Annotated in this window: 30 protein-coding genes and 3 tRNA genes; 5 read left to right on the top strand and 28 right to left on the bottom strand. The window is 57.4% G+C overall.

The window, feature by feature from the left end; all coding sequences use genetic code 11:
- Nucleotides 1-2: 2 nt before the first annotated feature.
- The 10 genes from VMT30_06480 to VMT30_06435 all read right to left on the bottom strand — a co-directional run bounded on the left by VMT30_06480 (nt 3) and on the right by VMT30_06435 (nt 8860).
- A complete protein-coding gene (locus VMT30_06480; GenBank protein HVQ44583.1) occupies nt 3-1139 on the bottom strand; it encodes a hypothetical protein in 1137 nt (378 codons plus the stop codon).
- Between the two features lie 86 nt (nt 1140-1225).
- Nucleotides 1226-1738 (bottom strand): hypothetical protein, encoded by a 513-nt coding sequence (locus VMT30_06475; GenBank protein ID HVQ44582.1) that lies wholly within the window; start codon nt 1736-1738, stop codon nt 1226-1228.
- Between the two features lies 1 nt (nt 1739).
- The gene (locus tag VMT30_06470; protein ID HVQ44581.1) at nt 1740-2852 is read right to left on the bottom strand and encodes a hypothetical protein; all 1113 of its coding nucleotides are present in this window, start codon (nt 2850-2852) and stop codon (nt 1740-1742) included.
- 57 nt (nt 2853-2909) lie between these two features.
- Complete coding sequence (locus VMT30_06465; GenBank protein HVQ44580.1) at nt 2910-4838, bottom strand: PKD domain-containing protein; 1929 nt, start codon at nt 4836-4838, stop codon at nt 2910-2912.
- A 205-nt stretch (nt 4839-5043) separates the two neighbouring features.
- Nucleotides 5044-5799 (bottom strand): ABC transporter permease, encoded by a 756-nt coding sequence (locus VMT30_06460; protein HVQ44579.1) that lies wholly within the window; start codon nt 5797-5799, stop codon nt 5044-5046.
- Nucleotides 5799-6746 carry an ATP-binding cassette domain-containing protein gene (locus VMT30_06455; GenBank protein ID HVQ44578.1) on the bottom strand — a complete coding sequence of 316 codons (948 nt, stop codon included), beginning with the start codon at nt 6744-6746 and terminating at the stop codon, nt 5799-5801. Before VMT30_06455 ends, VMT30_06460 begins: the two co-directional genes overlap by 1 nt.
- An 8-nt stretch (nt 6747-6754) precedes the next feature.
- Nucleotides 6755-7543: a pentapeptide repeat-containing protein gene (locus VMT30_06450; protein ID HVQ44577.1), complete on the bottom strand. Its 789-nt coding sequence runs from the start codon at nt 7541-7543 to the stop codon at nt 6755-6757.
- 9 nt (nt 7544-7552) lie between these two features.
- Complete coding sequence (locus VMT30_06445; GenBank protein ID HVQ44576.1) at nt 7553-7882, bottom strand: PadR family transcriptional regulator; 330 nt, start codon at nt 7880-7882, stop codon at nt 7553-7555.
- A 182-nt stretch (nt 7883-8064) separates the two neighbouring features.
- A tRNA-Val gene (locus VMT30_06440) sits at nt 8065-8141 on the bottom strand.
- Between the two features lie 62 nt (nt 8142-8203).
- Nucleotides 8204-8860: a prepilin-type N-terminal cleavage/methylation domain-containing protein gene (locus tag VMT30_06435; protein HVQ44575.1), complete on the bottom strand. Its 657-nt coding sequence runs from the start codon at nt 8858-8860 to the stop codon at nt 8204-8206.
- 142 nt (nt 8861-9002) lie between these two features.
- On the opposite strand from VMT30_06435, the gene VMT30_06430 reads away from it, so the two are divergent.
- Nucleotides 9003-10073: a GGDEF domain-containing protein gene (locus tag VMT30_06430; protein ID HVQ44574.1), complete on the top strand. Its 1071-nt coding sequence runs from the start codon at nt 9003-9005 to the stop codon at nt 10071-10073.
- A 6-nt stretch (nt 10074-10079) separates the two neighbouring features.
- Here the strand turns inward: VMT30_06430 and VMT30_06425 are convergent, their stop codons facing one another.
- The 4 genes from VMT30_06425 to VMT30_06410 all read right to left on the bottom strand — a co-directional run bounded on the left by VMT30_06425 (nt 10080) and on the right by VMT30_06410 (nt 12048).
- Nucleotides 10080-10610, bottom strand: a complete 531-nt coding sequence (locus VMT30_06425) for a hypothetical protein (protein ID HVQ44573.1) — start codon at nt 10608-10610, stop codon at nt 10080-10082.
- 156 nt (nt 10611-10766) lie between these two features.
- The gene (locus tag VMT30_06420) at nt 10767-11033 is read right to left on the bottom strand and encodes a type II toxin-antitoxin system mRNA interferase toxin, RelE/StbE family (protein ID HVQ44572.1); all 267 of its coding nucleotides are present in this window, start codon (nt 11031-11033) and stop codon (nt 10767-10769) included.
- Between the two features lie 3 nt (nt 11034-11036).
- Nucleotides 11037-11315: a hypothetical protein gene (locus VMT30_06415; protein ID HVQ44571.1), complete on the bottom strand. Its 279-nt coding sequence runs from the start codon at nt 11313-11315 to the stop codon at nt 11037-11039.
- A gap of 238 nt (nt 11316-11553) precedes the next feature.
- Nucleotides 11554-12048 carry a hypothetical protein gene (locus VMT30_06410; GenBank protein HVQ44570.1) on the bottom strand — a complete coding sequence of 165 codons (495 nt, stop codon included), beginning with the start codon at nt 12046-12048 and terminating at the stop codon, nt 11554-11556.
- A 21-nt stretch (nt 12049-12069) separates the two neighbouring features.
- On the opposite strand from VMT30_06410, the gene VMT30_06405 reads away from it, so the two are divergent.
- Complete coding sequence (locus VMT30_06405; protein ID HVQ44569.1) at nt 12070-12327, top strand: hypothetical protein; 258 nt, start codon at nt 12070-12072, stop codon at nt 12325-12327.
- Here VMT30_06405 and VMT30_06400 read toward each other — a convergent pair.
- Entirely contained in the window at nt 12324-12686 is a 363-nt protein-coding gene (locus VMT30_06400) for a helix-turn-helix domain-containing protein (GenBank protein HVQ44568.1), read from the bottom strand. The genes VMT30_06405 and VMT30_06400 overlap by 4 nt on opposite strands.
- 111 nt (nt 12687-12797) lie before the next feature.
- On the opposite strand from VMT30_06400, the gene VMT30_06395 reads away from it, so the two are divergent.
- Entirely contained in the window at nt 12798-14210 is a 1413-nt protein-coding gene (locus tag VMT30_06395) for an MFS transporter (protein HVQ44567.1), read from the top strand.
- 77 nt (nt 14211-14287) lie between these two features.
- On the opposite strand, the gene VMT30_06390 is transcribed toward VMT30_06395, so the two are convergent.
- The 4 genes from VMT30_06390 to VMT30_06375 form a co-directional block, all read right to left on the bottom strand.
- A tRNA-Leu gene (locus VMT30_06390) sits at nt 14288-14371 on the bottom strand.
- Nucleotides 14372-14391: 20 nt separating this feature from the next.
- Entirely contained in the window at nt 14392-14736 is a 345-nt protein-coding gene (locus tag VMT30_06385) for a hypothetical protein (GenBank protein HVQ44566.1), read from the bottom strand.
- A 28-nt stretch (nt 14737-14764) separates the two neighbouring features.
- Nucleotides 14765-16390: an FAD-binding oxidoreductase gene (locus VMT30_06380; GenBank protein ID HVQ44565.1), complete on the bottom strand. Its 1626-nt coding sequence runs from the start codon at nt 16388-16390 to the stop codon at nt 14765-14767.
- A 46-nt stretch (nt 16391-16436) separates the two neighbouring features.
- Nucleotides 16437-17036 (bottom strand): HD domain-containing protein, encoded by a 600-nt coding sequence (locus tag VMT30_06375; protein ID HVQ44564.1) that lies wholly within the window; start codon nt 17034-17036, stop codon nt 16437-16439.
- Nucleotides 17037-17125: 89 nt separating this feature from the next.
- Here VMT30_06375 and VMT30_06370 point away from each other — a divergent pair, with 89 nt between their 5' ends.
- A complete protein-coding gene (locus tag VMT30_06370) occupies nt 17126-17578 on the top strand; it encodes a hypothetical protein (protein HVQ44563.1) in 453 nt (150 codons plus the stop codon).
- Between the two features lie 97 nt (nt 17579-17675).
- On the opposite strand, the gene VMT30_06365 is transcribed toward VMT30_06370, so the two are convergent.
- From VMT30_06365 to VMT30_06350, 4 genes are all read right to left on the bottom strand, one after another.
- Nucleotides 17676-17960: a hypothetical protein gene (locus tag VMT30_06365; protein HVQ44562.1), complete on the bottom strand. Its 285-nt coding sequence runs from the start codon at nt 17958-17960 to the stop codon at nt 17676-17678.
- Nucleotides 17957-18226 (bottom strand): hypothetical protein, encoded by a 270-nt coding sequence (locus VMT30_06360; GenBank protein HVQ44561.1) that lies wholly within the window; start codon nt 18224-18226, stop codon nt 17957-17959. The genes VMT30_06365 and VMT30_06360 overlap by 4 nt, the downstream gene beginning before the upstream one ends.
- A 945-nt stretch (nt 18227-19171) precedes the next feature.
- The gene (locus VMT30_06355; protein HVQ44560.1) at nt 19172-20932 is read right to left on the bottom strand and encodes a hypothetical protein; all 1761 of its coding nucleotides are present in this window, start codon (nt 20930-20932) and stop codon (nt 19172-19174) included.
- A 63-nt stretch (nt 20933-20995) separates the two neighbouring features.
- Nucleotides 20996-21553, bottom strand: coding sequence for a putative glycolipid-binding domain-containing protein (locus VMT30_06350; GenBank protein ID HVQ44559.1), 558 nt, complete (start codon nt 21551-21553; stop codon nt 20996-20998).
- A gap of 132 nt (nt 21554-21685) precedes the next feature.
- Here VMT30_06350 and VMT30_06345 point away from each other — a divergent pair, with 132 nt between their 5' ends.
- Entirely contained in the window at nt 21686-22102 is a 417-nt protein-coding gene (locus VMT30_06345) for a hypothetical protein (protein ID HVQ44558.1), read from the top strand.
- Nucleotides 22103-22189: 87 nt separating this feature from the next.
- On the opposite strand, the gene VMT30_06340 is transcribed toward VMT30_06345, so the two are convergent.
- From VMT30_06340 to VMT30_06320, 5 genes are all read right to left on the bottom strand, one after another.
- A tRNA-Leu gene (locus VMT30_06340) sits at nt 22190-22275 on the bottom strand.
- Between the two features lie 53 nt (nt 22276-22328).
- Nucleotides 22329-24092 carry a peptide ABC transporter substrate-binding protein gene (locus tag VMT30_06335; protein ID HVQ44557.1) on the bottom strand — a complete coding sequence of 588 codons (1764 nt, stop codon included), beginning with the start codon at nt 24090-24092 and terminating at the stop codon, nt 22329-22331.
- Nucleotides 24092-24313 carry a preprotein translocase subunit SecG gene (gene secG, locus VMT30_06330; protein ID HVQ44556.1) on the bottom strand — a complete coding sequence of 74 codons (222 nt, stop codon included), beginning with the start codon at nt 24311-24313 and terminating at the stop codon, nt 24092-24094. The genes VMT30_06335 and secG overlap by 1 nt, the downstream gene beginning before the upstream one ends.
- A complete protein-coding gene (locus VMT30_06325; protein ID HVQ44555.1) occupies nt 24297-24665 on the bottom strand; it encodes a phage holin family protein in 369 nt (122 codons plus the stop codon). The genes secG and VMT30_06325 overlap by 17 nt, the downstream gene beginning before the upstream one ends.
- A 56-nt stretch (nt 24666-24721) precedes the next feature.
- The coding region (locus tag VMT30_06320; protein HVQ44554.1) for a hypothetical protein at nt 24722-26348 on the bottom strand (1627 nt) is incomplete at its 5' end.

The raw sequence follows: 26348 nt of genomic DNA, 5'->3' as shown, positions 1-26348 counted from the left end.
TGCTAGTAAACCGGCACGCAGGTGTAAATAATGGTGGTGGTGTAGGTGCCCGGAAAGGTGGTGCCCGAGATACCCACCTGATGGCCGATATGATACGTAGTAGTGGCGACGCCGACGGACTCGTAAGCGAGCTCGGCGTTGGTGGTGGTCATGGCCGCCCACTTTTGGCCGCCAGTGGTGAAGCGGGCGGCGGTACCGGTGCCGAGGCTGCTGTCGCTCGAGGTGTAGCCGTAGGCCTCGGTGCCGGGGACGCTAAAGGTGGTGGGGCTGGCGTTGGTGGCGGCGTGGTCGGCGATGGTTTGGGCGAGCGCGTTGGTGGGGGCGGCGGTGTAGCGGGCGTAAATGGTGTAACCACCGGCGGCGTTGGTGGCGGCCTGGAGGTCTTGGCAGACCACGCCGTTGCTCGAGGAAGTGATGGTACCGAACGGAATGGTGGTGGCAGTGGAGCCCTGCGTGGTGGTGGTGCCGTCGCACGACGTGCTGGCGGTAACGGCGTCGACGGTGAACGTGAGCGATTGGTCGACTGATAGAGACACGGTGGAGCCGGCGGTGTTGATGAACGGGATGGTGGCGTTGTCGATCGGGCTTGAAGCGCAGTCGGCATTAGCAAAGGTGCGCAGCTGGAGGTAGTAGGTGGTGTCGCCAAGCGAGCTATTAACGAGGCCGGCTAGCACGAAGGTGGCGCCGGTAGTGGTCGATGGCGTGACGCCGGTGGCATTGGTGTATTGGAAGACATTGTTTTGGCCGCTGGAGCTGGTGCCGTCGCTGCGGGCCAGGCTCCAGCCGGTGGCGGACGAGTTGATGAGCGTGGACGATGCGGCGGCGACCGTGCCGGCGGTGCCGCTAAAGCCTGTGGGCGCAGTGTCGCCTGCCGCGGTCGTGGCCCACACGGCCTTCACGCATTTCACGGCCGTGGCGCCGTCGACCGATGAGCCGGTGAAGGTGTAGCTGCTCGTGGCGCTCGGCCGCGGGTCGCTCAGCGCCACCGAAGCGCTGCTGAGGCTGCCGGCCGCGATGGCGGTGCCCGATTGGAGCACCGAGGCCAACAAGGCCAGAGTTACGACATAGCGCAATGGCTGGTTTGGCGGCTTCGGCAGGCGCAAACCCAGCGCCGCAGCCGCTCGTTGAAAACGATTCACTCACACACTCCCTTCAGAGTTGGTGGTAGTGTCTCATAGTGGTTATGCTTTGTACAAGGGGAAAAGTGGTTGCCAGCGTTCTCGCCTTACGAATTCTCCTCTTCGATGCTCAGGCGCTTTAGGTTGTACATATGCGATAGTAAATTGTTCTTTTTTAGGCCTGGGTACCGCGCGGTCAGGCCTGAGTAAGTATCTAAGAGACACTTATCTGCTGCCTTGCTGAACTCCGGGTGAGGAACTTCAACCGTTCCATGCGTGTAAGTTGCTGTTATCTGGATCATGCTTCCGTTTTTACTAAAATTAATCTCCTCAGCGTTCTCGGTAAAGTTATATGTAGCTTTGGCATGACTTCGAAGGTCTTCTGCAATTTCAGTCATGGCTAAGGCAAAGTTCAAGAGCGGCAGCCCTTCCCGGCGCGTGGAGAGATCAACTAAGTTGTCTTTGAGGCGGATGTCGCCTAAGAAGCAGTACCAAGTGAGTTCGGTTTCGTTAAGGTTTTCAGGCTTAACGCAGTAGGTTTCCATGTACTGTGATGAATCATCTGTTATGTAGCTCTCTAGTTCAAACTTGGGGGTTCTTGGCGTGGGAGTCAGCGCCATGCTAATACGTCGGCGTACAGGTGTAGATGACGGTGGTGGTGTAGGTGCCGGGGCGGGTGGTGCTAGAGACGCCGACTTGGTGGCCGATGCGGTAGGTGCTGGCGGTGACGCCGGCGGGCTCGTAGGCGAGCTCGGCGTTGGTGGTGGTGAGGCCGGCCCATTCTTGGGTGGGGCTCGTGAAGCGATTGGCGGTACCGGTGCCCAGCGTGGCGTCGCCCGTGGTGTAGCCGTAGGCCTCGGTGCCGGCGGCGCTAAAGGCGGTCGGGGCGGGGTTGGTGCCGGTGTGGCTGGCGATGGTCTGGGCCAACGAGTTGGTGGGCTGGGCGGTATAGCGGGCGTAAATGGTGTAGCCGCCGGTGGCGTTGGTGGCAGCCTGGAGGTCTTGGCAGACCACGCCGTTGCTGGCGGCGGTGACGGTGCCAAAGGGAATGGTGGTGGCGGTGGAGGCCGCCGTGGTAGTGGCGCCGTCGCAGGCCGCCGCGGCGCCGACGGCGTTGACCGTGAAGCTGAGCGTGTCGTCAACGGTGAGCGACAGGGTGGAGGCGTTGGTGAGAATGAACAAAACGGTGGTGTTGTCGACGGGGCTTGAGGCGCAGTCGGTGTTGTTGTAGGTGTTGAATTTGAGCCAGAATTTGGTATCGGCGGCGGATGAGTTGGTGATGCCGTTGATGATGATTTTACGCGCAGCGGCCGAAGCGGGGGTTTCACCGGTGGCGTTGGTGAGCGTGAGGGTGCCGTTGGCGGGCTTGTTTAGGGTCCACGACGCTGGGGTGGGGACGTAATTGGAGCCGGCGGTGTCAAATGTGACGCCCCCGCCATTGGTGGACATGCCCGCAGGGACGGTGCTGCCGGCGGCGGTGTCGGAGTAGAGCATTTTGATGCATTTAATGGTGCCCGGCGCGCCGGTGGTGACGCTCGAAGCCGTAAAGGTGTAACTAGCGCTGATGGCGCTGGGCCGGGGGTCAGAGATACCTACCGAAGCACTCGTGAGGGTGGCGGCGCGGGCCCCGAGATTAGGCAGCAACAGTAGCCCAACGATAAAAGCACCGACGATGAGAAGGCGGCGGCGAAAAACTCGTTGATGATGGCGGCGGGTGCGTTTTGATTTTGTCACGGTCGTTTTGGTTTTATTTTGGATTAAGCGTAACCATTACGCGAGGGCTTGTCAAATTTATGGCGCTAGAGAGGCACGACTGACCGATAGCCGGTGTCGCTCGCCGAGCCAAAAACTGATCACGAGGATGCTCGTGACGGCCAGGCCGGGCCACACCAGCACCAAGTTGCCGGGGGCTTCAAATGGGCGGAGAATGCCGGACGGAACGGTACCGTTGATCTGGGCCAGCATGGTGATGACGGCTTCGGTGCCGGCGGCATCGTCGACGCGTACCGTGGGGTGGTATGTACCGGCCTGCGCATATCGATGCGTGCCCGTAACGAGGCCGGCGGCCGCGGTTGTGGTGGTTTCTTGGGAGCCGTCGCCCCAACTCCAGGTGAGGCGGTAGGGCGCTACCCCGCCGCTTAGCTTGAGTTGCCAATTCATTGCCACCTCGGGGCCGGCAGCCTGGAAGAAGTGTGTATCGCTCTCGAGCAGCAGCGGCGCGGGAGAGGGCGCCGGGGCGGGCTTGGGGGTGGCGGTGGGCTTGGGGGTGGGGGTTTCGGAGCCCGCCGGAGCGGCGCCCGGGGTCGTAGGGGTCGGCGTGGGCGTAGGACTAGGCGTGGGGGCGGGGGCGTCGTAGTAGACCGTCACGAGCGCGGAATCGGGGCCGTACTGGCTGAGCGCGTCGACATCGCGAGCCACGAGGTCGTTGGCGCCGGGGACGAGCGTGACGACGAGATTGTAGAGGCCGCCAGTATCACACGAGGTACTACCGGCAAACGTAGTGTTGCGGTAGATTTCGACCAGGAGTCCGGCGGGGCAACTCCCCCGCGTGGTTTGGGTGTTGATGCTGACGTGCTCGCCGTCGACGGGCTGGTCGATGGTGGCGGGCGTGGAGGGCGGCGGGCCCAACACGGTCAGCGAGAGCTGCGAATCGGCGGCTTGCGTCGACACCGAGGCGGCAGCGGTGAGTACGCCACACGCCAGCAACAGAAAGGCCAGCGCCGGGTACGAGGTGTGGTGATGGGCTATGAGTTTGCCGCTGTGATGATGGCCGCTCAAGCCCGGCGGCTTGGGTTCGTCGCGCGCGGCCGCTCGCAGCCGTCCGCGGGTGAGGTGATGCAGCCGGAAGACGTACGGCTCCAGCCGGACCGCGCTGCGACGCCAGACGGCTTCGACGGCCTCGCGGGCCCGCCGCGAGCGCAACAACAGCGCGCCAAGGCCCAGGAGCAACAGCCCGCCGAAGCCCAGGTTGGCATAGGCCAGCACACGCGCATCGGGCTGCGGAATGCCGGCGCGCAGGGCCGCCGGTACGATGGCGGGCGGGCCGGCGGCCCTCGGGGCGGGGCTGGCGCCGGATGCGGCGGCCGGGCCGGCGGCGGGCGAGGCGGCGGCTCCGGACGCGCTGGCCGCTACCGGCGACGCCGCGGCACCGGCAGCCGAAGCCCCGGCGCCGTGGGGCGTGGCGGCCGGGCTGCTCGCTCCCCCGGCGCTGGAGCCGCCGCCAGGTCCGCCGCCGGCCGGCGGCGTCGGCGTGGGGGTGGCGCCGGGGGTCGGGGTGGGCGTAGGGGTCGGCGTTGGGGTGGGTGGCGGGGCGGTGTTTTTGCTCACGGTGTAGTTGGCCACATTGGTGTTGGGCCCCGTGAGCGGATCGCCGCACGAGGTTACGAGCTGCAGTCCCCCGCCGTCGATGCTCACGAGCAGCGAGCCGTCGGCCGCTCCCCAGAAGCCGAAGCTGTGCGTGCCGTCGAGTGAGTTGGAGTAGGAACTGGAAAAACTAAAGCCGCCGGAACACGAAATATAGGTACCAAAGGTGTAGGCGCCGATAAACACTCCCCCACTCTGGGGGCCCGTGGGGCTTTGCACCGAGGGTAGCGCCGCCGCCACGCGTGCGGGTACACCAAGCACAACCACCACCAACAGCACCATGAGCAGGCTCCATTTGGTGGTGGGATGCGGCTTTCCAGCAGGAGCAAGATGCCCCCAGCTAACACGCGTGCTCATAGGATGAAGTTTAGCACAAGCGGCTTGGAGATGGCGCTGGGAAGCGCTAATTTGATACAAAAAACGGGCCTTTTTGGGCCCGTTTTTGTTCGATAGCGTTGAGACCTACCATGGTACCTGCAGTACTCAAACTAGGCTCCACCTCACAACTATCTAGTTTGGTTTTACCATTAGGAGTTTGGAGATGTCAACCCGGTGAAAATTTTCAGACGGTCTTTGTTTTGTAGATGCGCAGCGCTAGGAAGTACGAAACGACCAGCAGGCCGGCGCACCACGCCACGGCGATCCAGGCGCTGCTTCCGGCGGTACCATTCACCAAGAGCGAGCGCATGGTCTCGATGATGGGTGTCATGGGCTGGTTCTCGGCAAAGGCGCGCACTACCGGGTTCATGGTGGCCGTAGGGGTGAAGGCCGAGCTGATGAAAATCATCGTGAACAGAATGTAGCTAAACGCTCCGGCGCCCTCAGCACTTTTTGCAAGGAGGCCAAATACAATCGCGAGCCAGGTGGTGGCGGCAGTAAAGAGTAGCAGGATGCCGCCAAATGTCAGCCACTGCGCGAGGCCGGCACCGGACCGGAAGCCAATGAGCAGCGCCACAATCATCACCAACGCGACCGAAAAGAGGTTGGACAGCACAGATGAAACGGCGTGGCCGCCCAAGATGGACGACGGGGCGATCGGCATACACCGGAAGCGGTTAATCATGCCTTTGGTCATGTCGTTGTTGAGCCGCAGCGCCGCATAGGCGATGCCACTCACGACGCACAGGATGATGATACCTGGCGTCACAAAGTTGATGTACTTAACCGAACCGGTGTCAAACGAGCCGCCAAGCACATACACAAACAGCAGCATCAAAACGATCGGGGTGGCGGCCACAGTGATGATGGTATCAAGACTGCGGATGGTGTGGCGCAGACTGCGCTTAGCCATCACCAGGGTATCGTGCAGGGCGTGCATTAGTTCTTCTCCTCGTTTTCGTTTTCATTAATGATTTTCAAAAAGGCGTCATCGAGCGTGGGTAGCTTTTGGGAAAATTCGGCAACGTCGATGTGCGCGGCCTGAATCTGGTTGAAGAGGTGGGCGATCTGCGCCACACTGCCATCGGTGGCAATCGTAAGCGAGCGGGCATCGTCGTTTCGCGCTGGGTCGTAGCTCTCAAGTAGCTTGGCGGCGGCGTCGTGCTGCTTCTGGTTCGAAAACCTGAGCTCGATGTGGCCGTGCGGCAGGAGTTTTTTCAGCTCCTGAGCTGTGCCTTCGGCGACAATTTTGCCTTGGCTCAAAATGGCGATTTTGTCCGCCAGCTGGTCGGCCTCCTCAAGGTATTGGGTCGTCAGGAACACGGTGGTGCCTCCCTTGGCTAGGGTTTTTATGGTCTCCCACATCATGTTGCGGCTCTGGGGGTCGAGTCCGGTGGTGGGCTCGTCTAGGAAGATGACCGACGGGTCGCCGATGAGGCTCATGGCGATGTCGAGCCGCCGGCGCATGCCGCCCGAGAAGGTGGCGCTGCGGCGATCGGCCGCGTCGACGAGGTCAAATTGCTTCAGCAAATCTGCGGCGGTTTGAGCCGGATCGTCGACATGGCGGAGTTCACCGATGAGAACTAAATTTTCTCTGGCGGTGAGCACTTCGTCGACGGCCGCAAATTGCCCAGTGAGGCTGATGTGATTGCGGACTTCATCGGCTTGGGTGGCTACATCAAGGCCGCTGACTGTGGCGGTACCGCCGTCGGCATTCAGCAGGGTCGTGAGAATATTGATGGTGGTGGTTTTGCCGGCGCCGTTCGAGCCAAGCAGGGCAAAGATGGTTCCCTTTTCGACGACGAACGAAACGTCGCTCAGTACGATGACTTTTTTATATGATTTTTGCAGGTTATTGACTGTTATGGCTGTGGGGCGTTTTTCCATACTTATCCTTATATTACCGTGATGTTATTTAATGTGGCTTTGGCGCCTTTCAAGATAGCGTACGAAATTTTGTCCATGGTTGCTCCATCGAAAATGGCGTGCTTCACGGCCGTGTGATGGAATGACACATTGCGCAATACGGCGTTCTTGAACGAGGTTTTCTTGAGCGAGGCGCTATTGAAGCTCACGCCTTCGAGGGTCTGGCCATCGAAGGAGACGCCGGTGACATCGGACTGGGTAAAATCGGTATTGGTGAGATTGGCGCCTACGAAGGTCGCGCCCTGCAAGGCAGAGCCTTTGAGTAGCGTGCCCGCGAGGTTGGCGCCGTCAAAGCGCACATTGTGCAGATCGCTGCCATTAAACATGGCATGCGTGAGGTTGGCGCCGGCGAAGGATGCACCTTTGAGGGCAGTGCCTTTAAACTTGGCTTCCGCCAGGTTCGATCCATCAAATGAGGCCTCTGTGATGGCGCTGCCGCTAAAATCTGCTCCCGGCAACTCGGTGCTGCTGAGGTCGGCCTGCACCAATACTGAGTGTTTGAATTCCCGATGTACGCTGGACTCGGCCTGGTGCTTTACCTCGTCGTGCGGGACATGCTCCATGATTTCGGCAACATCGCCAAATGAGTCAACCGTAGCCTGATAGGCTTCGTCGTCGCTCTTGCCTTGGCTTTTTAGGTTATCAAACTTCTCCTGGAGATTGGCGAGCAGTTCGTGCGTCACATCGGCTCGGGCCGGAAATTCACCGTACGGTGCGAAGGCTTTGTCTAAAAATTCTTGTAGTTTCTTTTTCATCATGATTCCTTCTTACAATAACTTATCAAGAATTTGTTTGGCATAATCCCAGTTTCGCCGGTTGGCTTGGTAGAGCTCGTGGCCGCTGCCGGTGATGCGGTAGTATTTTCGCCGGCCGCCTTGCGTCTCATCGCCCCAGTAGGAGGTGATGTGGGCGTCATTTTCGAGGCGCTTGAGGCTTGAATACATGGTAGCCTCTTTCAGCTCATAGAGTTGATTTGAATATTCGTGCACGAGTTTGGTGATTTCGTAGCCATATTTGTCGCCACCCATCAACAGCTTGAGGATGATAGTGTCGGTGTGTCCGCGGAGCAGATCTGATGAGATTTTTTTATCTGTCATGAGAGCAGTGTATATCACATTACTATGACTGTCAAGGTATTATGAATCGGACCCCCATCCAGTAGGCTGGAGCCACAAGTTAGGGCTTGCTTCCGAGTAGTCGTTTTTGCTGTGCCGGCGTAAATTTGGGATAAAACAAAAAGCACCCATTTCTGGAACACTTTTTGAGCGCAGATTAAGACTGGTGGGCAATAAAGGACTCGAACCTTTGACCCCCTCGGTGTAAACGAGGTGCTCTAACCAACTGAGCTAATTGCCCAAGCCCCGAAATTATACGCAAATGCGGGGCGGGCGGCAAGCCGCGCGGAGCCCGGCGCTCGCTTAGAGCCGCTTGGCGAGGCCAGTGTTGGGGTCGATCTGGATGGTGGCGGTGAGGCCGGTGAGGCCGCGCAGCACGACATTGATGGGGTGGCCAAAGGCCGGGTTGGCCGACGAGCACATGGTGTCGATGGTCATAAAGCCGCCGCCCAGGTGGCTGCACACGGTAAGGCCGGCGTCGGTATTGAGGAAGGCTATCTCGCCGGCGGTGGCGGTGGTGAGCTGCAGTGGGTCGGGCGAGTTGAAAAAGATTTCGAAACATTCGTTGTCGGCCATGGCCGGGCAGCTGCCGGAGGCGGGTAGATTGGAGTGGGAGATAGCGCCCGTAGCGGGATCAGTGTTGGCGTAAACGGGTTCGAGTTCGGTGAGCTTGTTGTCGGGGTGGTTGTTGTCGAATTCGAGCACGGCGCCGGCGAGCTGCGACGTGCGGTTATTGCCGAGGCCGTACTCATTCACGTTGGCTAGGGAAAAATTGCGAGCGTAGGCGATATCTTGCATCACCTTATTGATACTAGAATCGAAACGCGCCTGGTTGCGCAACTGGCCCTGGCCGAGAAAGGCGATGAGCAACAGGCTCCCGGAAATGGCAATCACGATCACGAGTTCGACCAGCGTGAAGCCGTTGCTGCGCCTGCGTGCCGATGTGAGGGAGGCAGTCATAGTGATGTCACCATAGCGCTTTCGCTACGGTAGTTCAATTGCCTTGTTCCAGATTAGGGCGAACTCAAGCTAAAATGCGCCACTATGCTCAAAAGTCGAGCTATATAAAATGCTATGATGCTTTACGGTATTTAAGGTTATTATGATTGAATCTGAATCATTGTCCCGGCCACCGGACGAATCATTTTCGTCTAGCCGGGGAGCTGAGGGGTGGTCTACTGGCCTTGATCTACCCGCGCCCGCAGCCGCCGAACACGGTGAGCTAAAGGCTCCTGAACGAGAACTCACTGCCGATGAGCTTAAGGAATTGCTTGCCTCAGCAAAGGTGGAGATTGCAGATCTAAATGATTACGTCGCTCAACTAACCACTGCCATCATGAAAGATACTGGGGACGCGGATCAGCACTCTGAGGATCTGCGAAAAAAAGCCGAGGTAGACAAGCTTACCGGGCTGGGAAATCCGCATGCCTTTGCGGGGGCGAGAGCTCGGTTCGAGAGCCCAGAAGGTGCAGGGATGGCAGTGTGTGTCTTTGATCTCGGCAACCTGACGTTGCCGAACAATATTGAGGGCCATACCGTCGGAGATAGCCTCCTGGAGCGGGCGGGCGACTCGCTCAGGAGAGCAGCCAAATGGTGCAACGAGCATTGCGAACCAGTTGGCGCCGCACCAGCAACTGGGGAGCCGGCCGGACGTGGTCGCAAGCAGCTGATCCCGCCAGACAGAGGGGGGTTTCGCCAGGGCGGCGACGAATTTGCCTGGGCTCTGCCAAACACGCAGGTCACCTATACCGGTACGAACGCAGAGGGCGAACCGGCCTTGGTCATGGCGCCGTTGGCCGAAGTATTCGTGAACCGGGCTGGTGTTGAATTTGGGACAATAATGTTTTGCGGGGCGGACACCACCAGCCCGTCCGCTGAGGTAGTCTTGGGCGTATCTTCGCTCACGGGTGGATACGCCGAATGCGGCCAACCGGGAGCTCTAAGCCAAGCAGACGCGGCATCGGCAGAGGCGAAGAAGGCCCACCGATTGCCGGTGCTGGAGCGGTTTCTGGCAGATCACCGGGAGCCGGCGCCGGATAGTTTGGGCCGCGTTATCCAAATCAAGCGCGATGCGGCCGCCGGCGGCGTAGTTATCGTGGACGGTAAAGAGGAGCGCTTTGATAAAATTATCGTGGACAAGAAGGGCAACGAGCTCCCGTTATTAGCCGGGTAGCCCAAACTATTTCGCTGGCAGCTCCGTAATTAGTTTGTTGGCACGCTTAATGACCGCGTTCGATTTATGGTTTTGCTGAATCTTAAGCAATGGAACGATATCGGCCACGGAACAAGAACCGTCTTTGGTAAATTGAGCCAATGTATCCATGGCATTTGCTGCAACGATCCAGTCGACATCTTTGGTAGCAAGTAAATGCTTAAGCCAGTTTATGGCGAAGTGTTTCTGCTCAGTCGTTAGGTCAACTGCACGATAGATCTGCGCCAGATGCCATTGAATGGACGGTTGGCTACTGGTAGCTAGGTCGCTGGCGAATTTGTCTATATACGGCAGGAGCCAGTCGGGGTGCTGGCGGCAGATTTTTTCGAGCGCATCTGCAGCGCGCATGCGTATCCATGCGTCTTCATTGAATAGACGACTATACAATTCATCGAGTCGGTTTCGGTCGTTTAGTACAAGCGCTATAACTTCGTTCACTTTGCCAAGTGAGTTTGCTTTACCGCCAACCGCTAGCAAGTCTGTAAAATCTTCAGTCATGCTTTCATCATAGCAGCAGATGCGAAATTTAGATCAAACAAAAAAGCGCCCATTCCTGGGGCGCTTTCTTATCTGTAATAATCTCTCGGTGCACCAATGCGACGTTAGGTGGAACACCATTTACGACAGCATTTTTGCTGCCCTACAAGAAGCTACTCAATATACCTGATTATGCGAGCCGACGTCGAGAAATTCATAATGCTCTTCGGTCTCTCGATACACGACCCGCAAATCGCCGCCAATTGAAAACGCACGCAACCCTTTCATCGTCCCGGCAAGTGGATGGTCATCCAAGGGATAATCGCGAACACCCTCCTTGAATAACTCTAAACGTGCTATGAATTGCTTTCTGAGCTTTGGATTCGGGGAAATGCGACTTTGAAAGTTCTTTTCAAACTTACGGTGGCGGCGTATAGGCTTCACGCCCTACAGGTCTTTCATAAAGTCTTCCACAGAGGTAAATTCCTTGGCCTTACCTGACTTTTTTTCTTCGTCGAGATCAACGATCATTTGCTCGTAGCGGGCATTGGCTTCGGGACTGAGTACCACGGCTTTGCCATCAAAGTCGAGCTTGCGCCCATCGGCTTCGGCCTTCATCCACACGCGGAGATAGGCTTGAGCAGAATCAAAGCCTAAGCTGTGTGCGCGGCGCTCAAAGCCTTCGCGAACGTCTTGATCGATCGGGATTTGTAACTTGGTAGTCATAGTACCAAAATGGTATCAAAATGGTACGAGAATGTCAATTTCTCGCTACATCGGTACCAAGATGAGTATTATCAAACTACCTAAGCGAAGCTAAGAGTTCTTTTACCAAAAAAAACAGATATGGAATTACTACAAAAAGAATAAATTGGATCAGACCATGGTGCGCCAGTGCGACGTTAGGTGGAACCAGATTGAGCCCAGTATTTTGTTGCTGTATCAAAATTAAAGGATCTCGACTTCAAGCCACCTGATTAAGATAGGCCTCTGTTGCCCGCCAAGATTTTAGGCGGATAACTTTGTCTTCGTGCCCTCGTACGGCTGCCTCTATTTCCGGTCGCTCGTCACGCCTAAGTAGCGTCATAAGGAACTTCCAGCCAAACGCTTCAATATTTCCCGCAGGCATTTCAGGGCGCGTCTTGCCCCGAAATTCACGCCAACGCCTCAGGCCTCCCCAAAATGCAATATAACCTGGATAATCCAAGTAAATTACTTTGCCCGCTCTTTTAACCCGCTCAGCACCCAATGGCTCAATGTAGCCTTCGATAATCCATGTATCCTTTTGAATAACGCGGCGGATTTTTGACTCGACAACCTTTGGATCTTCTTCTTGCCAGTTCTCTTTCCAAAATATCGTGTCGAGTAAAACTGCCCGGATGTGCAGCTTGATAGACATGCGCCGAGCCAGCCGTGTCTTGCCGGTCCCGCTGACGCCAACAATGAGTATTCTTTGCATTTTTTAAAGTATATCAAACCAATGCAACAGATTAGAAATGCGATTCAAAATAAAAAGGCCTCGCATCTTGAGAGCCTTCCTATCTGTTATTCAAAAATGGTGCGCCAATGCGACGTTAGGTGGAACTCGATAGAGGCAAGTTTGACATTGTTCTGCCGTAAAATGACGGATTTGGGCTTTACTTTTGAAAGATTGATGTCTATTGAAGCAAACGCCATCCGGCCAGATACCCAACTTCTCCAAGCCTTCGGAGAAGACGTGCGACAGGCCTTGCATTAACCGAGGACAACCTCACCGGAAGGCGCGATGACTATAGGGTTACACTCTCTATCTTGCAAAGCTGCATTGAGCTGACAAAGCGCCTGGAGCGCAGGCAAGGTCAAGCGTCCTTTATCTGTGAGTGCATATTCGACCCTGGGCGGCACGACAGGGTAGGCGTAGCGCGTGATAAAGCCGTCGCGCTCTAGTTCCTTGAGCTGCTGCGATAGCATTTTGTGCGAAACGTTGCCCAGATCACGCTTGAGCTCACTGTAGCGCCAGGGCTCGGGCCGGTCGAGCCGCCATAAAATGGGCATCTTCCATTTGCCGCCGATTAATTCGAGTGCGTACTCGGGCTTATAGTTTTGAGGGTTGTTCATTAAATATATGACTCTCTAATTGGTTAGTATATAACAAACTAGTCAGTTCTTGCAATAAAGAGAGCTTTTGCGTATATGTAGGTGGGTAAAATGTAAATGAGGGATAAAAGTATGAGTACTGTTCTGGCTAAGCCTCAGCTGGCACTGTCGACCGGCGGCATTTTGGCGCTGCTTTGTATTGCACAGTTTTTGGATGGCATGGACATATCAAGCACTGCGGTCGTACTACCAGCAATTCAGCACGCTTTGGGCATGGATGCTCAGAGCCTGCAATGGATTGTATCTGGCTACGTCCTAGGCTACGGTGGATTCCTGCTTCTGGGTGGCCGGGTGGCGGATCTGTTTGGACGGCGGCGGGTATTTTTGCTTTCCATGTTGTTGTTTGCCTTGGCTAGCCTGGTTGCCGGCCTGACAAGCGAACCTTGGCTGCTCATAGCGGCACGCATTATCAAGGGCATCTGCGCCGGCTTTACCGGCCCAGCGGCGCTGTCGCTGCTACTGGGTCTGCATCAGGAGCCAGCTAAGCGTACCCATGCCTTGGGTGTATTTTCGTCTACCGGGGCGGCAGGCTTTGCGCTCGGCATGGTTATTGGGGGGCTGGTAGGCAACCTCAGCTGGCGTTACACAATGCTTTTGCCGGCACCTATTGCCCTGGTAGTAGTAGCTATTGGCGCCTTGGCTCTAGAGCGCGACAAGCCAAGCCAAAAAAGTAAGCGGTTTGACTTGCCGGGCTCGGTTATGGGCACGGTTGCGCTGCTGTTAATCGTGTTTGGTGCTGCCCAGGCTGCCAGCTATGGCTGGATTTCGATGGCCGCACTTGGGCCGCTTGGCGCAGGACTGGCGCTGCTCGGATTGTTTTTGCACCACGAACATACGCGTGCCGCTGCACCGCTGCTACCCCTAGCTATCTTCCGGCGACCAGGCCTGAGCTACGCGTCACTGCTGGCCTTCCTGATGCAAGGCAACTACGTGGCGTTTCAATTTGTGGCCGTACTATATTTGCAAAACGTACTCGGTTGGTCGCCATTCCAGTCGGCATTGTCGTTTGCGTTTGGAGGCAGCATTGTAGCACTGAGCGCCACCAAATTCGCCAAGCTTAGCTTCCGTATTGGCACGATACCGTTAATTATTGCCGGGTTACTCTTGCAAACGCTTGGCTTTGCGTGGTTTATACTGCTCGATTCTGTTCCGAACCTGGTATTGGTGGCTATCCTTCAGCTATTTATAGGATTAGGTTTTGCGATGGCTTTTCCATCGATCAACATCAAGGGGCTGGCCCAAACGCGTGAGTCTGAGCACGGTTTAGCATCGGGCATTGTGCTCTCGGCTTTCCAGATTGGCAGCGGCATCATCCTGGCAGTCGTCGCTTCCTTGTTTGCCAGTAGCACCGCCATTGGGCTGGGGCGGTATCGTTTTGCGCTTTTGCTCGTACTAGCGCTGGCTACGTTTAGCGTAATCGTGGCAGTTACTGGCGGCCGCCGTGAATATAAGGCAGCTACAGCTCCCGCGAATAGCGAGCTGTAGCTAAGTGGACTTGGCAAAAAATAAAAATACCCCGAAATTCGGAAGCATTCCTATCTGTAATAAATTGGATTAGACCTTGGTGCGCGAGAGAGGAGTCGAACCTCCAAGCCTTGCGGCGCTAGTCCCTCAGACTAGTGTGTATACCATTCCACCACTCGCGCAGAGCTGGGTTGTAACTGCGTTAGCTTAGCATGTAGGCGGCCCACAGGCAAACGATGCCCAAGAAGACGATAAACGGCCATAAAAAGAGCACGTTGAGGGTGTAATACACGGGGTTGGGTTTGGCCCAGAGGGCGGCGAGGCCTTTACTTTTGCGATAGCCCTTGCGGTAATCGTCCCAGATGCGCTGGCGGTTCAGGATGATGAGCGTGCCCGTGACGATGAGCGTGGTGCCAATGCCTACCAGGCCAACGGTCGGCTTGCTTTGGCCGAGCAGGGTGAAGACTACGAGCAGGCCCAGAAACAGACCGGGGGCGAAGGTGGGGGCGGGGGTTTTGTGACGGCGGAGTAAGTTTGATACGAGCACGGCGGGGTCTCCTTGTGATTAATACGAGCTAGGTGTAAACGTGGTAATCGTGCAGCTGACTGGCGGTGAAATGGGTGCGCAGATGGGCGCGGGCGTAGTCTTCGGTGGCGCCGGTGAGCTGGGCTGGGTTGAAGATATCTTGGGGGTCGAATATATGCTTTACTGAAGCCAAAATTTCGTATAATTCTTCGCCATAGAGCTTGGGCAGGAAGGTAGCGCGCAACAGGTTGTCGCCATGGGACGCCGAGGGCGTGCCGCCGAGCGATATGACGAGTTCGGCGTATTCGCGGGCGAGGGTGAAGAGTTTGTCGACGTCTTTTTTCTTGGAGAGGTCGAGACGAGGCTGGAGGCGCAGGTTGCCGCTGCCGGCGTGGCCCCAGAGCGCGGGCTCGAGGTCGTGCTGCCGCAGGAGTTTGTAGGTTTTGTCGATGAATTGGGGCAACTTCTCCACCGGCACCGCGGCGTCTTCGATAAACGGCAGCGCGTGCTTGGAACCATGCGACAGCCAGGTGGCGACGGTGCTGCGGCGAATCTTCCAGAGCGCGACTTGCTCGACCGGGTCGGTCGAGATTCGCACCGTGGCACCGTGACGGCGCATTATGCGCTCGGCGCGGGTGCTACGGATTTTTTGGGCCAGCTGCGAGTGGTTGTCGAATTCGACGAGCAGGGTGATGGCCGGCGTGGGGTCGGGGACGAGGCCAGTGAGGTCATCGGGGCGGAGTTCGCGGTAGTAATCGAGCACATGGCGGTCGACCAGCTCGATGGCGCAGGGGCCGAGGCTGCGCAGACGGGCTACGGCCTCGCCGGCGCCGGCCACGGTGGCGAAAAAGCCCACGGCTAGCGTGGTGCGAGGAGCGTAGGGCAGCGTGGCCAGCGTGATTTCGGTGATGATACCGAGCGTGCCCTGCGAGCCGATAAACAGCGGCGTGAGGTCAAACGAGCCATTGGGGCGGCGCACCGACCAGAGATCGTAGCCGGCGGTGTTGGGCACGCCGGTGAGGTGATGGCGTTTGATGAGGTCGGCGCCGTCGAGCAGCAGGCTGTCGACACGGCGGTAGATTTCGCCTTCGAGGGTGGTGAAGCCCTTGCGACGATTGAGCTCGCGGGCGCTGATGCGGCTGGTCTCGATGAGCGAGCTGTCGGCTAGCACCACCTTCAGGCCTCGCACGGCCTCGCGCAGGGAGCCGTACTTGACCGCGGACTGCCCGGCCGAGCCGGTGGCCACAAGGCCGCCGACCGTGGAGTATTCGGCGCCGGCCGGCTGCTGGGCCACGAACCGGCCGTGGGTGTAGAGGGTTTGCTGCATGGTCTGAAACAGAATGCCGGGCTGCACGGTAACGGCGTCGCGGTCGAGTCGCAGCAATTTGTTCAGGTGCGCGGGAAACACTACCTGCAAGCCCTCCCCCACTGCTCCCCCACTCTGATCGCTGCCCTTGCCGCGTGGCACGAGCGGCAAGGGCCGGCCGGCGGCAGCGCGCTCGGCGGAAAATTGCACGGTTTTGCGCACGTCGGCGGTGTTTTGCGGATAAATGACCGCTGTGGGGGTAGCCGTAAAAATGCTTTGGTCGGTGGAAAAATGCTCGAGGGCGTCGGCGGTATCGGTGACACTGCCGAGGAGGCGGCTGGCGAGTTCTTTGAGGTAGGCCTGCTTCATGTCCTTATGATACGGTGGCCGCCGCAAAATTACAAAATGCTTACGGCTAAGCGGCCGCGCCGAAGAGCTGAGGGCGATGCACGAGCATCAGGCGCAGCTGCTCATAGAGCTGGCTGACCGGCTCAGATACGGCGATTTTGGGTGCCTGGCACTCGTGCATCACGCTGAAACCCTGGTGTTCCTCGCGCCAGGTACGGCCGTCGGCCAGATACACCATGACCATGGGCATGAGCTTATCGAGGGCGTAGATGAACCTGGCCTCGTCGTCGGCCAGGGTTTCGTAGCGGTGGACGGCGGCAATAATCTCTTCGGCGAGCGGAAATTCCGCGTCGATCCGCTCGAGGGCGGCGGCTTCGCGCTCCCGTTTGCCCACGCGTCCGGCGGCATCGAGGGCACTGACGTCGCCGGCGTAGGCTTCGGCCAGGTCGTGAATGAGCGCATAGCGCACCAGGCTGTCGGTGTTGTAGCCAAGCCGGCCGGAGATATTGAGATACCAGCCCATCATCGCCAAATGATAGCTATGCTCGACGTCATTTTCCTTAATGTCGCGGCCGGGCACATGGATGGCCCGCACGACAGCCTGCAGCCGCAGCATGAGCTGAGAGAACTGGATCATATCATCGAGATTGAGGCCGAATTGCTTCATGGGTCTATGATATATGTTCGGTTTATGTTTGGCAAGACTATGCTAACATTATTTTGTGAGAACTCACAGCCAACCAAGGAGGGAACATCGTGTACCAACCCGGAATCGTGTACGAGCGTACTCCCGAAGAGTACCGGGACCCATTTTTGGCCTGGAAGCGGGAGGATAGGGCTTTCTTTGCGGCCGGGGCATGCCATATTCTGGCGCATATGTTCTTGGAGCTGCATACCGGGGAAGGCTACAAGCTCATCCATATCAAGCCCAGGGGAGAGCAGCCAGGTCACCATATGTACGCCAGCAATGGGGTGTGGGTGTTTGACTTCAACGGCTGGACCCGCGAGGAAGAACTACTCGAAGTATACGGTGCGGCGTATCGGCAAAAACACCCTGGCTGGGAGTACGAGCGGATAGTAGTGGAGGAGGGTCTGCCGAGCTACGCCCTCAAGAACAACCACCGACCACCGGAGTATTTTCCATACCTACCCTGGGAGCGAGCGTATACCTACATCAAACGCTTCCCGGCGGAACCGCCATCCGAGTAACGGCGAGGCCAGCCGAGGCTGACTAGCGGCTGCGGCGGAGGGTTGGACCCCGACGATCTAACCCTCCGCGGCTTCAGTTTGGGTCGATTCTATGCGATTAGTGCCGTGTGCGGAACTTTCTTATGAGCAATATAGCCAAAGACAGTCCGATGGCTAGCAGCGCAAGTTTTGGCGAGCCCGCGTTCCAGTAGCCGATGGCTGAATCTAGCGCAGGTATTAGCGCCAGCAATATGATCGCTACGAGACCGAGATTTATTTTGTAAGCACCAAGCGATTTTCCCGGTTTTAAGGCGAAGTACACCATCGCAGCGGAGAGTGCTGGCAAAAAGATCCATGTGGTAAAGTACAGCAGCCAATCGAGGTCAGTGAAATTCTGGGTCATTTTCGCGGCACGCGGAACTTCTTTGCGAGCACCATAACACTTGAAATTCCTACCGACAGCCAGCCAAGCACCGTTGTCCCGGCCTGCCAATAGTCTAGGCCGAAACCATCCTGCATCCCCAAGCCTATAAGCGTAATGAGGGTTAGCCCAACCGTGACAAAGTAAGGGACGAGCTTAACCTGGCTGATTGTGGCGCAATAGATCGAGAGAATCGACAACCCAGGCAGCAAGAGCCAAATAATAAATGTGTACGTACCGATATCCATATCCTGTTTCAACTATCTCTGTGCTCGAGGCTTTCTCCGAAGTATTATCGCTATCGACAGCACAATAGCCACCCAGCCCAGTTGCACTGGCCAAGCGGTCCAGTATTGATGCCATGCGAGGCTACTTACTGAAAAATCCTGCTGCCATGGCGAAGCCAAGCATACAAGCACCAATAAAACCACGCCAGCAGTGCCCGCGAAGGGCCAGAGCGTCTTCTTGATGAATAGGGCGACGATCACTAGCAACATCGATAGTGCAGGCAGGGAAATCATAGCCAGCAAGAGGGCTGATTCGAGATTGGTGAAGTTTGCTCCCATGCTGCTAATGCCGAGTTTGGCGATTCCTTCTGGCAAAAAATATGCCGGTTGCTAGTAGCACCGCAATCCAACCAACCAAAACAAAGACGTTTGACCAATACTTATTCCACGGATCAATATCCGTTTGCATCCAATATACGGCCAAGTATGTTAATGCAACGACTAGTGCGCCTTGGCATACTGCGTACGGCCATACTCGTTTGAAAAGTATCGAAACGAATACGAGAATTATTGATAGCGTCGGTACAAGTACGCCCGCAATAAGCGCAAACGCAACCGGTAATGTGAAGCCGTCGGACATTATTTATTATCCTTCAGCATTTAAGGCCGTTGGCTTCCACGTTTGCGGCGCCTACCTACAAGGATGGCGAACAGCGATACAATTACAGCCATAAAGGCGAGTATCGCCGGCCATTCATTCAGACTAAAATCATCGGGAGCGAGCACTGCGAAACCGAATAGGACAACTATCAACAAACCGAGGTTGATCTTGTAGACAGCGAGGGATCTTCCCGTCCTTAACGCGAAGTACATTAGTGTGATCGATAACGCGGCCAGCACCACCTGAAAGATTAGCGTGAGGAGTTCATCTCCGGAAAAACTTACCATCAGCCAAAATGATACCAGCTAAGGCTTCAGGCCGCCATTGGCGCCGCAGCGGCTATCCTCGGCCGCGCCGGTCAAGCGGGTGGTGATGCTGGTGAAGCTGAGTGGTTTGTCCCGACCATTGGGATACGCGTAATAGCAATCGGGCAAATATGACATGCCGGCGCCAAAATATGAATTGAGAATCAGCCGAAAGATGTTTACGGAGTCGGCCGCGTCGGTGTCGCGAGTCCAATCGGCGGCCGGGATGTGGTAGGCGGCCAAATTTCCAAACTTCATCTGCAGGTTGGCGTCGGACCACTGCCGCATGTCGCCGGCCTGCAGGAGTCCGTCCAGATCGTTGGCATCGAAATCTTCGTCGTTGAGCTGCGCGGGGTACGGCCCCTCATCCGATTGCAGTACGACTACGGCCTGACCTCGGCTGGCGGATTGGATGTTGCTCAAAATGGTCTTCATTTGGCCATTAATGTATTGCACCTGGCCGAGATATTTCTGCTTCACCGGTGCGCCTATGTTGTCGCTGTTGGTAGTGGTGGAGATTGAGCCGTCGGCATTAAAGTTGTAAGGGTCGTGGGGGACCAAAATGTGCGCAAAAATGAAGCGCCCGCCGGGAGGTGCGGCCGCGAGATCCTTGAGTGTTTGGAGCTGGTAGTGCGCCATGTCGACATCGCCCAAATTGGTGTAACGCAGGGCCTGAAACTGCCCGATACTGGGGCTAGCTTGAATAAACCGGCTGAAGATGCTCTGGCTCAGGATGATCTTGGGGAAATTATCGAGAGTAAACGTGTGGCCGAGTAGCGTGAAAATGCCGGTTTGCTGGTAGGTATGATCGGCGACAGGGGATTCATTTGAGGTCTCGTACCAATTGCCGACGAGATTGTAGCTATAGCCCAGCTTTTGCAGGGTCTGCGCCACGGGGGCTTGGCGGATGGTTTCATTGAAGGGAATGACCGTTTGTTTCGTGGAGTTTTCGAATTGCTGCACGATGGATGTGTTGTAGTCGGCGCTCATCGTGGAGGCTATCGACATGGTGGTGTACGGGTAATTGTTGTGAGCGGACGGGTTGACGTAGTAGTGGTTGTCTTTGAGAAATTGGATGAATTCGTCGTTGTTGAAGCCAAACTGGCTCGCTAGCACGTCTTGGCTGGCGTAGCGATCGAGCACAATGTAGTAAATATCGGGCTTGGGGCTGGCGGGGGTGGCGGCTGCTGTGGTGGTTAAGGCCGGGGCTTTGTAGAAGAATTGTGGCCATTCAACGGCGAACTCCTGGACGACGGTTGCGACCTGGATGGCGAATGTGACGCTCACCGCGATGGTGGCGGCGCGAACGATTTCGCGCGAAGACCAACCGCGCAGCCGCACGAGGCGACTCGCGAGACGCCCGATCGCCGCTGCCAATGCACCGAGTAGCACCATAAACACCAAGCTGTAGACCCACCCGACGCCCACAAACGGTGAAACGGCGTCAAAGATCGGGGAGATCGTGCTCAGGCGGCCGTCGTAATTTGAAACCAGCACTAGCACCAAAAGCCCAGCCGCGAGACCGGCGGCCAGCGCGTCTTTGCGCCACGAGCGGTAAAATACGGCCACCACCAGGGCAGCCGTAAGGAGGTCGACGATTACCGGCAGGAATAGGTCTTGCACCGACACTTGGTAGCGGTTGCCCAAGAAGCTGGCGAGCGTGGGCAGGAGCGACAGCATGGCGGTGGAGGCGACTAATTTGCCAGCCGGGAATCGACGGGTCGGCAAGGCGGAACGCCATCGGGCAAGGAACGTGGCCACGAGGGCTCCTTTCAATTCAATAAAACCTTATTACGATAGAACCAAAAGCATCTGAGGACAAGCTTAGCGCATTCGGGCGAAGAGGTGTTGGTAATCGGTGACGAGTCCGTCGTCGTCTACATCGATATTGGCGGTGAAATCGGGCGTTTCGACGTCTTGGTAGCGATATTTTTTGGGGCCGAGCCGGCGGTAGCGCTGCTGCACTTTTGTGAGCGAGAAGCTGTTTTCGTCGAAGTAGAGCGTGTCGATGGTGAGTTCTTCGTCGTCCACAAATGGGGCGCGCTTGATGGGCAGCGTGTTGGTGAAGGGCGAAAAAGAGAGATCGATGTAGGGTATGCCGTCGAATTCATGAAGCGTTTTGCCCGCGGCGTCACGCCAGGTGCCGGCGTCGTGATGCAGGGCTATGGTTCGTTCATCCAAAAGCGACGTGATATTGGCGCTCTTGATCTCCCACGCGGGCGTGAGCAGCAATTTATACTCGTATGCGAACACGGCGCCCTGATCGGTCTTGCCGGCGGCAATGCCGTGTTCCTCGATCGCCTGAGCGGTGACGACCTGCCGGTGCACCACGGTGCTGGGCCAGGCGAGCGACTGCCAAACCATGTCTTGGATGCGTGCCATGATTAAATTGTATCAGAATGGACTCACCCGAACATCAAGCCTCGGTGAGATGTGCCAGATTTTTGGAGATAGTCACTATGATTTGCTGCAAGTTTTGCCATACTCTTTGCAAATATAAAAAAGGAGGTATCCATGAAGATACGCGCATTTACCAAGCTAAGGACTTTGGGTATAAGCGCCCTCATGTCTGTTCTCCCCGCTGCCTTGTTGGCGGGACCGGCACAAGCCGCGGCCAATCCCTACACGCCTCAAGGGGTTTGTGGTTCTGGCTACACCGTACAACGTTCACATGCACTTAGTGGCGCTGTAGTTTATCAACTTTACAACGGCTCATATAATTGTGTGGTTACTATTAAGACGACACAAGTCGGCACCCCAACCCGTACCACGGCAGGGTTGCAAACGAGTGGTTCAAGCTGGGCCTATGACACCGGCGACTACAAATACTATGCCGGTCCAGTTAAGCAGTATGGCAAGGGTAAATGCGTGCGATTCTTTGGCTACCATGGTGGCACAAGCTACACCAGTCCATGGGGTAATTGCGGCTAGCGCAAGGGCGCCGCTGGCGTCAGGGTTATAGAAAAGCCCCAGAATTTCTGGGGCTTTTCTATTCACGGAATAAATTGGATCAGACCTTGGTGCGCGAGAGAGGAGTCGAACCTCCACACCGTTGCCGGCACTAGAACCTGAATCTAGCGTGTCTACCATTCCACCACTCGCGCGAGTGGGTTTGTAACTGGACTACATTAGCATAATTTGCCCCTGGGCGGAAGGGTTAGCGCGCCGGGGTGAAGCGTTGGCGGACGGTCCAACGCTCGACGCCGTAAAAGCGGTCGGCTGGGACGACGAGTCGGTGGGCGGTGAGGCCAGCGACCGTATTGCTGGTAGCATAGGTGTAGCCGGATTCGTAGAGCACGACGGCGGGGACGTCGGTATTCCAGGCCTTAAGGAAGGCATCGTATTTGCCCTGGCGCACTTGGGGGTCGCTCTTGATGCGGCCGGCCTCGAGCGCGCGATCGGCGTCGGCCGAGGTGTAGGCCGAGAGGTTGATGCCGGGGTCTTTGGCCTGACTGGAGTGCCAAAATGAGTAGACATCGGGGTCGGAGCCGAGGTTCATGCCGTAGAGCAGCAGCTGGAAGTTGCGCGGGCGCATGTAGGTTTGCTGAAGCTGCTCGCGGCTGGCAGCCACCACCTGGAGTTCAATGCCTAGCTCAGCCCACTGCCGTTTGATCTCGCGGGCGGCCTGCTCCAGCTCGCCGCCGCTAAGGGTGACGAGTTTGAGGCTGAGTTTGGTGCCGGTTTTTTGGCGAGTCGCGCGCGAACCGCCGGTTTGGGTCCAGCCGGCGGCATCGAGCGCTTGGCGGGCGGCGGCGGGGCTGAGTGTGGCCGGCGCGTATTTGTTGGTGTAGCCCAGCTGGCCGGGCAGCAGCGGCTGGGTCACGATGGTGCCCTGGGCGCCGGTAGCGGCATCGAGCACAAGCTCGCGGTCGATGGAGCGGGAAAGGATTTGCCGCAGATCTTTGTCGCCCAAAATGGGGTCGGCGGTAGCAAAAAAGAGAGTCTGGGCGTCGGGTAACGTCAGGTTGTACTCGGATAGACCAGTTTGGCGGCCAGCCTCGGCGGCCAGCTCGGGGTAAATCCGGCCCGGCGAGGTCACCTGGCGCTGGGCATACGCCTGGAGCGTTTTGGCGGGAGTGTCATATAGTTTAAATTGGAATTCGTCTATTTTGGGCTTTCCCAAGTAATATTTGGGATTGGCGGCGAGCTCGATGATTTTGGCCGAGGGGGCAAAAGTTTTGATTTTGAAGGGGCCGGTGCCCACAGGATTCTGGTTGAAGGCGGCCTCGCGCAGCAGCGAGGGCTCTACAGACTCGAGCAAATGACGAGGCACAATACCAACGGTGGTGGAGTCGAGAAACGAATTTAGGGCTTGGGGAAGGGTAAAGGTGACGGTAAAGTCGTCTTTGACGTCTACCTTCACGCCGTCCCACGATGAAGCCAGCGGCGAGCGCGAGTCGGGATTTTGGATGGCTGCGAGCGTAAAGGCGACGTCAGCCGAGGTGAAGGGCACGCCGTCGTGCCATTTGACACCGTGGCGGAGGTGAAAGGTGTAGCTCTTGCCGTCGCTGGAGACCTCCCAGGCGGTGGCGAGATCGGGAATGAGCTGCCGCCGGGAGTTGTAGCGCGTGAGACCGCTAAATATGAGGCGGTTGATGTCGCCGGTGGTAGTGGATTCGGGCAACACGGGGTTGAGGGTCTGAACCGTGCCCACGGCGGCTTCGCTGTAGGTTCCTCCTGGTAGCGACACCGCGATCTGAGCGATCTGAGCGATGGCGCCCAATTGTTGGAGCAAACCTACCAGACCGATGGCCGCCACCAGCCACCACAGCAGCAAAAATCGGCGCACTACGCGCAGCTGATGCCATTTACCCCAGAGGTGGCGCTCGATGTAGGCCGCGGTCAGTTTGTGGCTGGTGCGGACTGTTCGGCGCAAGCGGCGCAGGGCCCGCCGATACCGGAACCGTACATAACTAAACATTACTTTTTGAGGAGAATGCTCAGAACCACCGACAGCACAAATACCACGCCGAATACGATGGTGGCGTTAAAGACCACCGCCTCGGCGCCCCGGCGGGAACGATAGAAATTGGTGTCACCGCCAAAGGTAGCCCCTAGGCTCTGGCCACGGGACTGAATGAGAATGAACAGCGTGAGGAAGATGGCGGAAATGATGGTGATGGCATTAAACAGGTTGCGCATGCTTGGGTTCCAGCAATTCGGTTAAGAGATAGTTCACGATCCAGATAATAACAGTGGCGACCACCGCCGTCCAGAACGACCGCAGATGGAAGGCGGGATAAATCTTGGTGACGAGGTACAGCATGAAGGCATTGACGACCAGGGTAAAGAGGCCGAGCGTGAGCACAATAGCGGGAAGTGACAAAATGACAACCAAGGGCCGGAGAACGGCGTTGACGATCGAGAAAATGAGCGCTGCTACCACGAGAACGCGGAGTTTGTCGTTGTAGTCGATGCTGCCGCTCATGAGTTCGGCGGCGGCCCATAGGCCCAGGAAGTTTACGAGCACGCGCAAGGCGAATTTACGTAGCATAGCTCAACTACAGTAGCACAAATGGGACGGGTTTACTAGGCAGCCGGTAGCCAATTTTACGCCACCTTGCGACCGGCCGTCTCCAGGATTTTGCGAATTTCGTCGATGGAACGATCGAGGCGGCGGGGTCCTGGACCGCGCTGCCATGGGGGGTCATCGCCGGCCTGCTTGTGGGCGCCGGGGTGAGCGGCATTGTAGGTGCGGGCCTGATCTTCGCTGATGCCATTCACCCAGTCGTGGATGCGCTTGGGCGGCCAGGGGGTGAATCTGGCATTGTAGTCTTTCACTTCGGCATCGGTGACAAGCTGGATGCGGGTCTTGGTGGCGGCTTTTTGCTTGTTGCCCTCCTTGTAGACTCGTTCGAGTACATCAACGCCCTCTATCTTGTTGCCTTGCGCATCTTCGCCTTGGTAATCCTTGACGGCGGTGGCCACCCGCGGATCTTGCATGAAGCGGTACATTTCTTGCCAGTTGTCGGCGTCGAGTTTACTGCTGAGTTTTTGGTTGGTGAGCATTTGCATAGCGTTATCGATGGCGGCCTGGGTGAGTTCCGGATTGCTGCCGTACTGCCTGAGCACCTCGTCGTGGTAGTCGCGCTTGCTGGTCCAGCCGGCGACGGCGTAGTCTTCGGCCGAGATGCCGTCGTAGGCGCCGGAGGTTCCCGAATGGAGGTCCGGGGCCTGTGAATAGGGAACATTGGCTATGCCCTGTTCCCAAATTTCGCTGGCGAGGCCGTCGAAGCGACTACCGTCTACGGCTTTGTCGGCCGTGCGGCCAAAGACGCGGTATTGGATGCGGCGCAGGGCCTCACGGCCGGCGTTGGTGTAGTGGAGGCGATCCATCGCCGCAATGGCGACATCGGGCCGAAACTCGGTGCCGGTGAGGGATTTTTCCACCAATTCTTCGAGCTGAGGTATGGTGGTGGGGTTGATTTCGTGGCTCTTGATGCGGTCGCGGATTTCGCCCTTTACTTTGTAGCCCTTAATTTTAAAGCCGTTGGGACCGCTGGGATCAAGTGCCGGCTTGCCGGTGGATGTATCGATTTCATAGATGGGGATGCGGTTGTTGTCTTTGTCGAGCTCGTAATCGTAGACGATGAAGTCGTCGTTGGCTGCCTCGGTGGCGCGAGTGGCGATGATTTGACTGCGGGCCTTGTTGCGGCTGGCGGCCTCCGCCTGCTGGAAACTCCGGTTGAGCGCCTGGCCGGGGCGGGTGAGCTCGTAGCGCTCGCGGTCGGCGCCTTGCTGGGCGGCGATGGACGCCACTTGGGACTCGGTGCTCACAGCCAGGCGCTGGGCGGCCTCGAGGCGGTTGGGGGAGGCGGCGGCTTGGTTTAAGGCCGCGACTTTGGCATCGGCGGCGACGGCTTGGTCGACGGCCGACTCGTAGGCGGCGGTGCCTTGGGCGGTAATGGCCGACTGCTCCATTTCGGCGCGCATGGCGGCGACTTCGGCCGGGGTGCCGGTCTCGAGGGTGTCCTTGACCTTCTTCTCTTTGGCGGCGTAGGCGGCGTTGCCGGCTCGCGTGCCAGCCTCGGCGGCCTCCTTTTCGGCGTCTTTGATGTCTCGGCCGGCGGCAATGGCGGCGGCTTTGACGCGGGCGTGGGTGGCGTTGTAGGCGTCGTTGCGGGCTTTTTCGACCGGGGCTTGGCGCAGGGCGGCTTCGTGGGTCTCAACGGCGCCC

This window comes from Candidatus Saccharimonadia bacterium (assembly GCA_035544015.1).
GTDB lineage: Bacteria > Patescibacteriota > Saccharimonadia > UBA4664 > UBA4664 > UBA5169.
This window is presented reverse-complemented; position numbering and strand designations above follow the sequence as displayed.

Bases quoted from the DNA above. Each gene is read 5' to 3' on its own strand.
- VMT30_06455 (HVQ44578.1), bottom strand. From the start codon at position 6,746: ATGGAAAAACGCCCCACAGCCATAACAGTCAATAACCTGCAAAAATCA.
- VMT30_06460 (HVQ44579.1), bottom strand. From the start codon at position 5,799: ATGCACGCCCTGCACGATACCCTGGTGATGGCTAAGCGCAGTCTGCGC.
- VMT30_06425 (HVQ44573.1), bottom strand. From the start codon at position 10,610: ATGACTGAAGATTTTACAGACTTGCTAGCGGTTGGCGGTAAAGCAAAC.
- secG (HVQ44556.1), bottom strand. From the start codon at position 24,313: ATGCGCAACCTGTTTAATGCCATCACCATCATTTCCGCCATCTTCCTC.
- VMT30_06450 (HVQ44577.1), bottom strand. From the start codon at position 7,543: ATGATGAAAAAGAAACTACAAGAATTTTTAGACAAAGCCTTCGCACCG.
- VMT30_06445 (HVQ44576.1), bottom strand. From the start codon at position 7,882: ATGACAGATAAAAAAATCTCATCAGATCTGCTCCGCGGACACACCGAC.
- VMT30_06410 (HVQ44570.1), bottom strand. From the start codon at position 12,048: ATGCAAAGAATACTCATTGTTGGCGTCAGCGGGACCGGCAAGACACGG.
- VMT30_06365 (HVQ44562.1), bottom strand. From the start codon at position 17,960: ATGACCCAGAATTTCACTGACCTCGATTGGCTGCTGTACTTTACCACA.
- VMT30_06375 (HVQ44564.1), bottom strand. From the start codon at position 17,036: ATGAAGCAATTCGGCCTCAATCTCGATGATATGATCCAGTTCTCTCAG.
- VMT30_06335 (HVQ44557.1), bottom strand. From the start codon at position 24,092: ATGTTTAGTTATGTACGGTTCCGGTATCGGCGGGCCCTGCGCCGCTTG.
- VMT30_06475 (HVQ44582.1), bottom strand. From the start codon at position 1,738: ATGGCGCTGACTCCCACGCCAAGAACCCCCAAGTTTGAACTAGAGAGC.
- VMT30_06325 (HVQ44555.1), bottom strand. From the start codon at position 24,665: ATGCTACGTAAATTCGCCTTGCGCGTGCTCGTAAACTTCCTGGGCCTA.
- VMT30_06435 (HVQ44575.1), bottom strand. From the start codon at position 8,860: ATGACTGCCTCCCTCACATCGGCACGCAGGCGCAGCAACGGCTTCACG.
- VMT30_06430 (HVQ44574.1), top strand. From the start codon at position 9,003: ATGATTGAATCTGAATCATTGTCCCGGCCACCGGACGAATCATTTTCG.
- VMT30_06405 (HVQ44569.1), top strand. From the start codon at position 12,070: ATGCAACAGATTAGAAATGCGATTCAAAATAAAAAGGCCTCGCATCTT.
- VMT30_06400 (HVQ44568.1), bottom strand. From the start codon at position 12,686: ATGAACAACCCTCAAAACTATAAGCCCGAGTACGCACTCGAATTAATC.
- VMT30_06465 (HVQ44580.1), bottom strand. From the start codon at position 4,838: ATGAGCACGCGTGTTAGCTGGGGGCATCTTGCTCCTGCTGGAAAGCCG.
- VMT30_06345 (HVQ44558.1), top strand. From the start codon at position 21,686: ATGAAGATACGCGCATTTACCAAGCTAAGGACTTTGGGTATAAGCGCC.
- VMT30_06360 (HVQ44561.1), bottom strand. From the start codon at position 18,226: ATGGATATCGGTACGTACACATTTATTATTTGGCTCTTGCTGCCTGGG.
- VMT30_06350 (HVQ44559.1), bottom strand. From the start codon at position 21,553: ATGGCACGCATCCAAGACATGGTTTGGCAGTCGCTCGCCTGGCCCAGC.
- VMT30_06415 (HVQ44571.1), bottom strand. From the start codon at position 11,315: ATGACTACCAAGTTACAAATCCCGATCGATCAAGACGTTCGCGAAGGC.
- VMT30_06380 (HVQ44565.1), bottom strand. From the start codon at position 16,390: ATGAAGCAGGCCTACCTCAAAGAACTCGCCAGCCGCCTCCTCGGCAGT.
- VMT30_06395 (HVQ44567.1), top strand. From the start codon at position 12,798: ATGAGTACTGTTCTGGCTAAGCCTCAGCTGGCACTGTCGACCGGCGGC.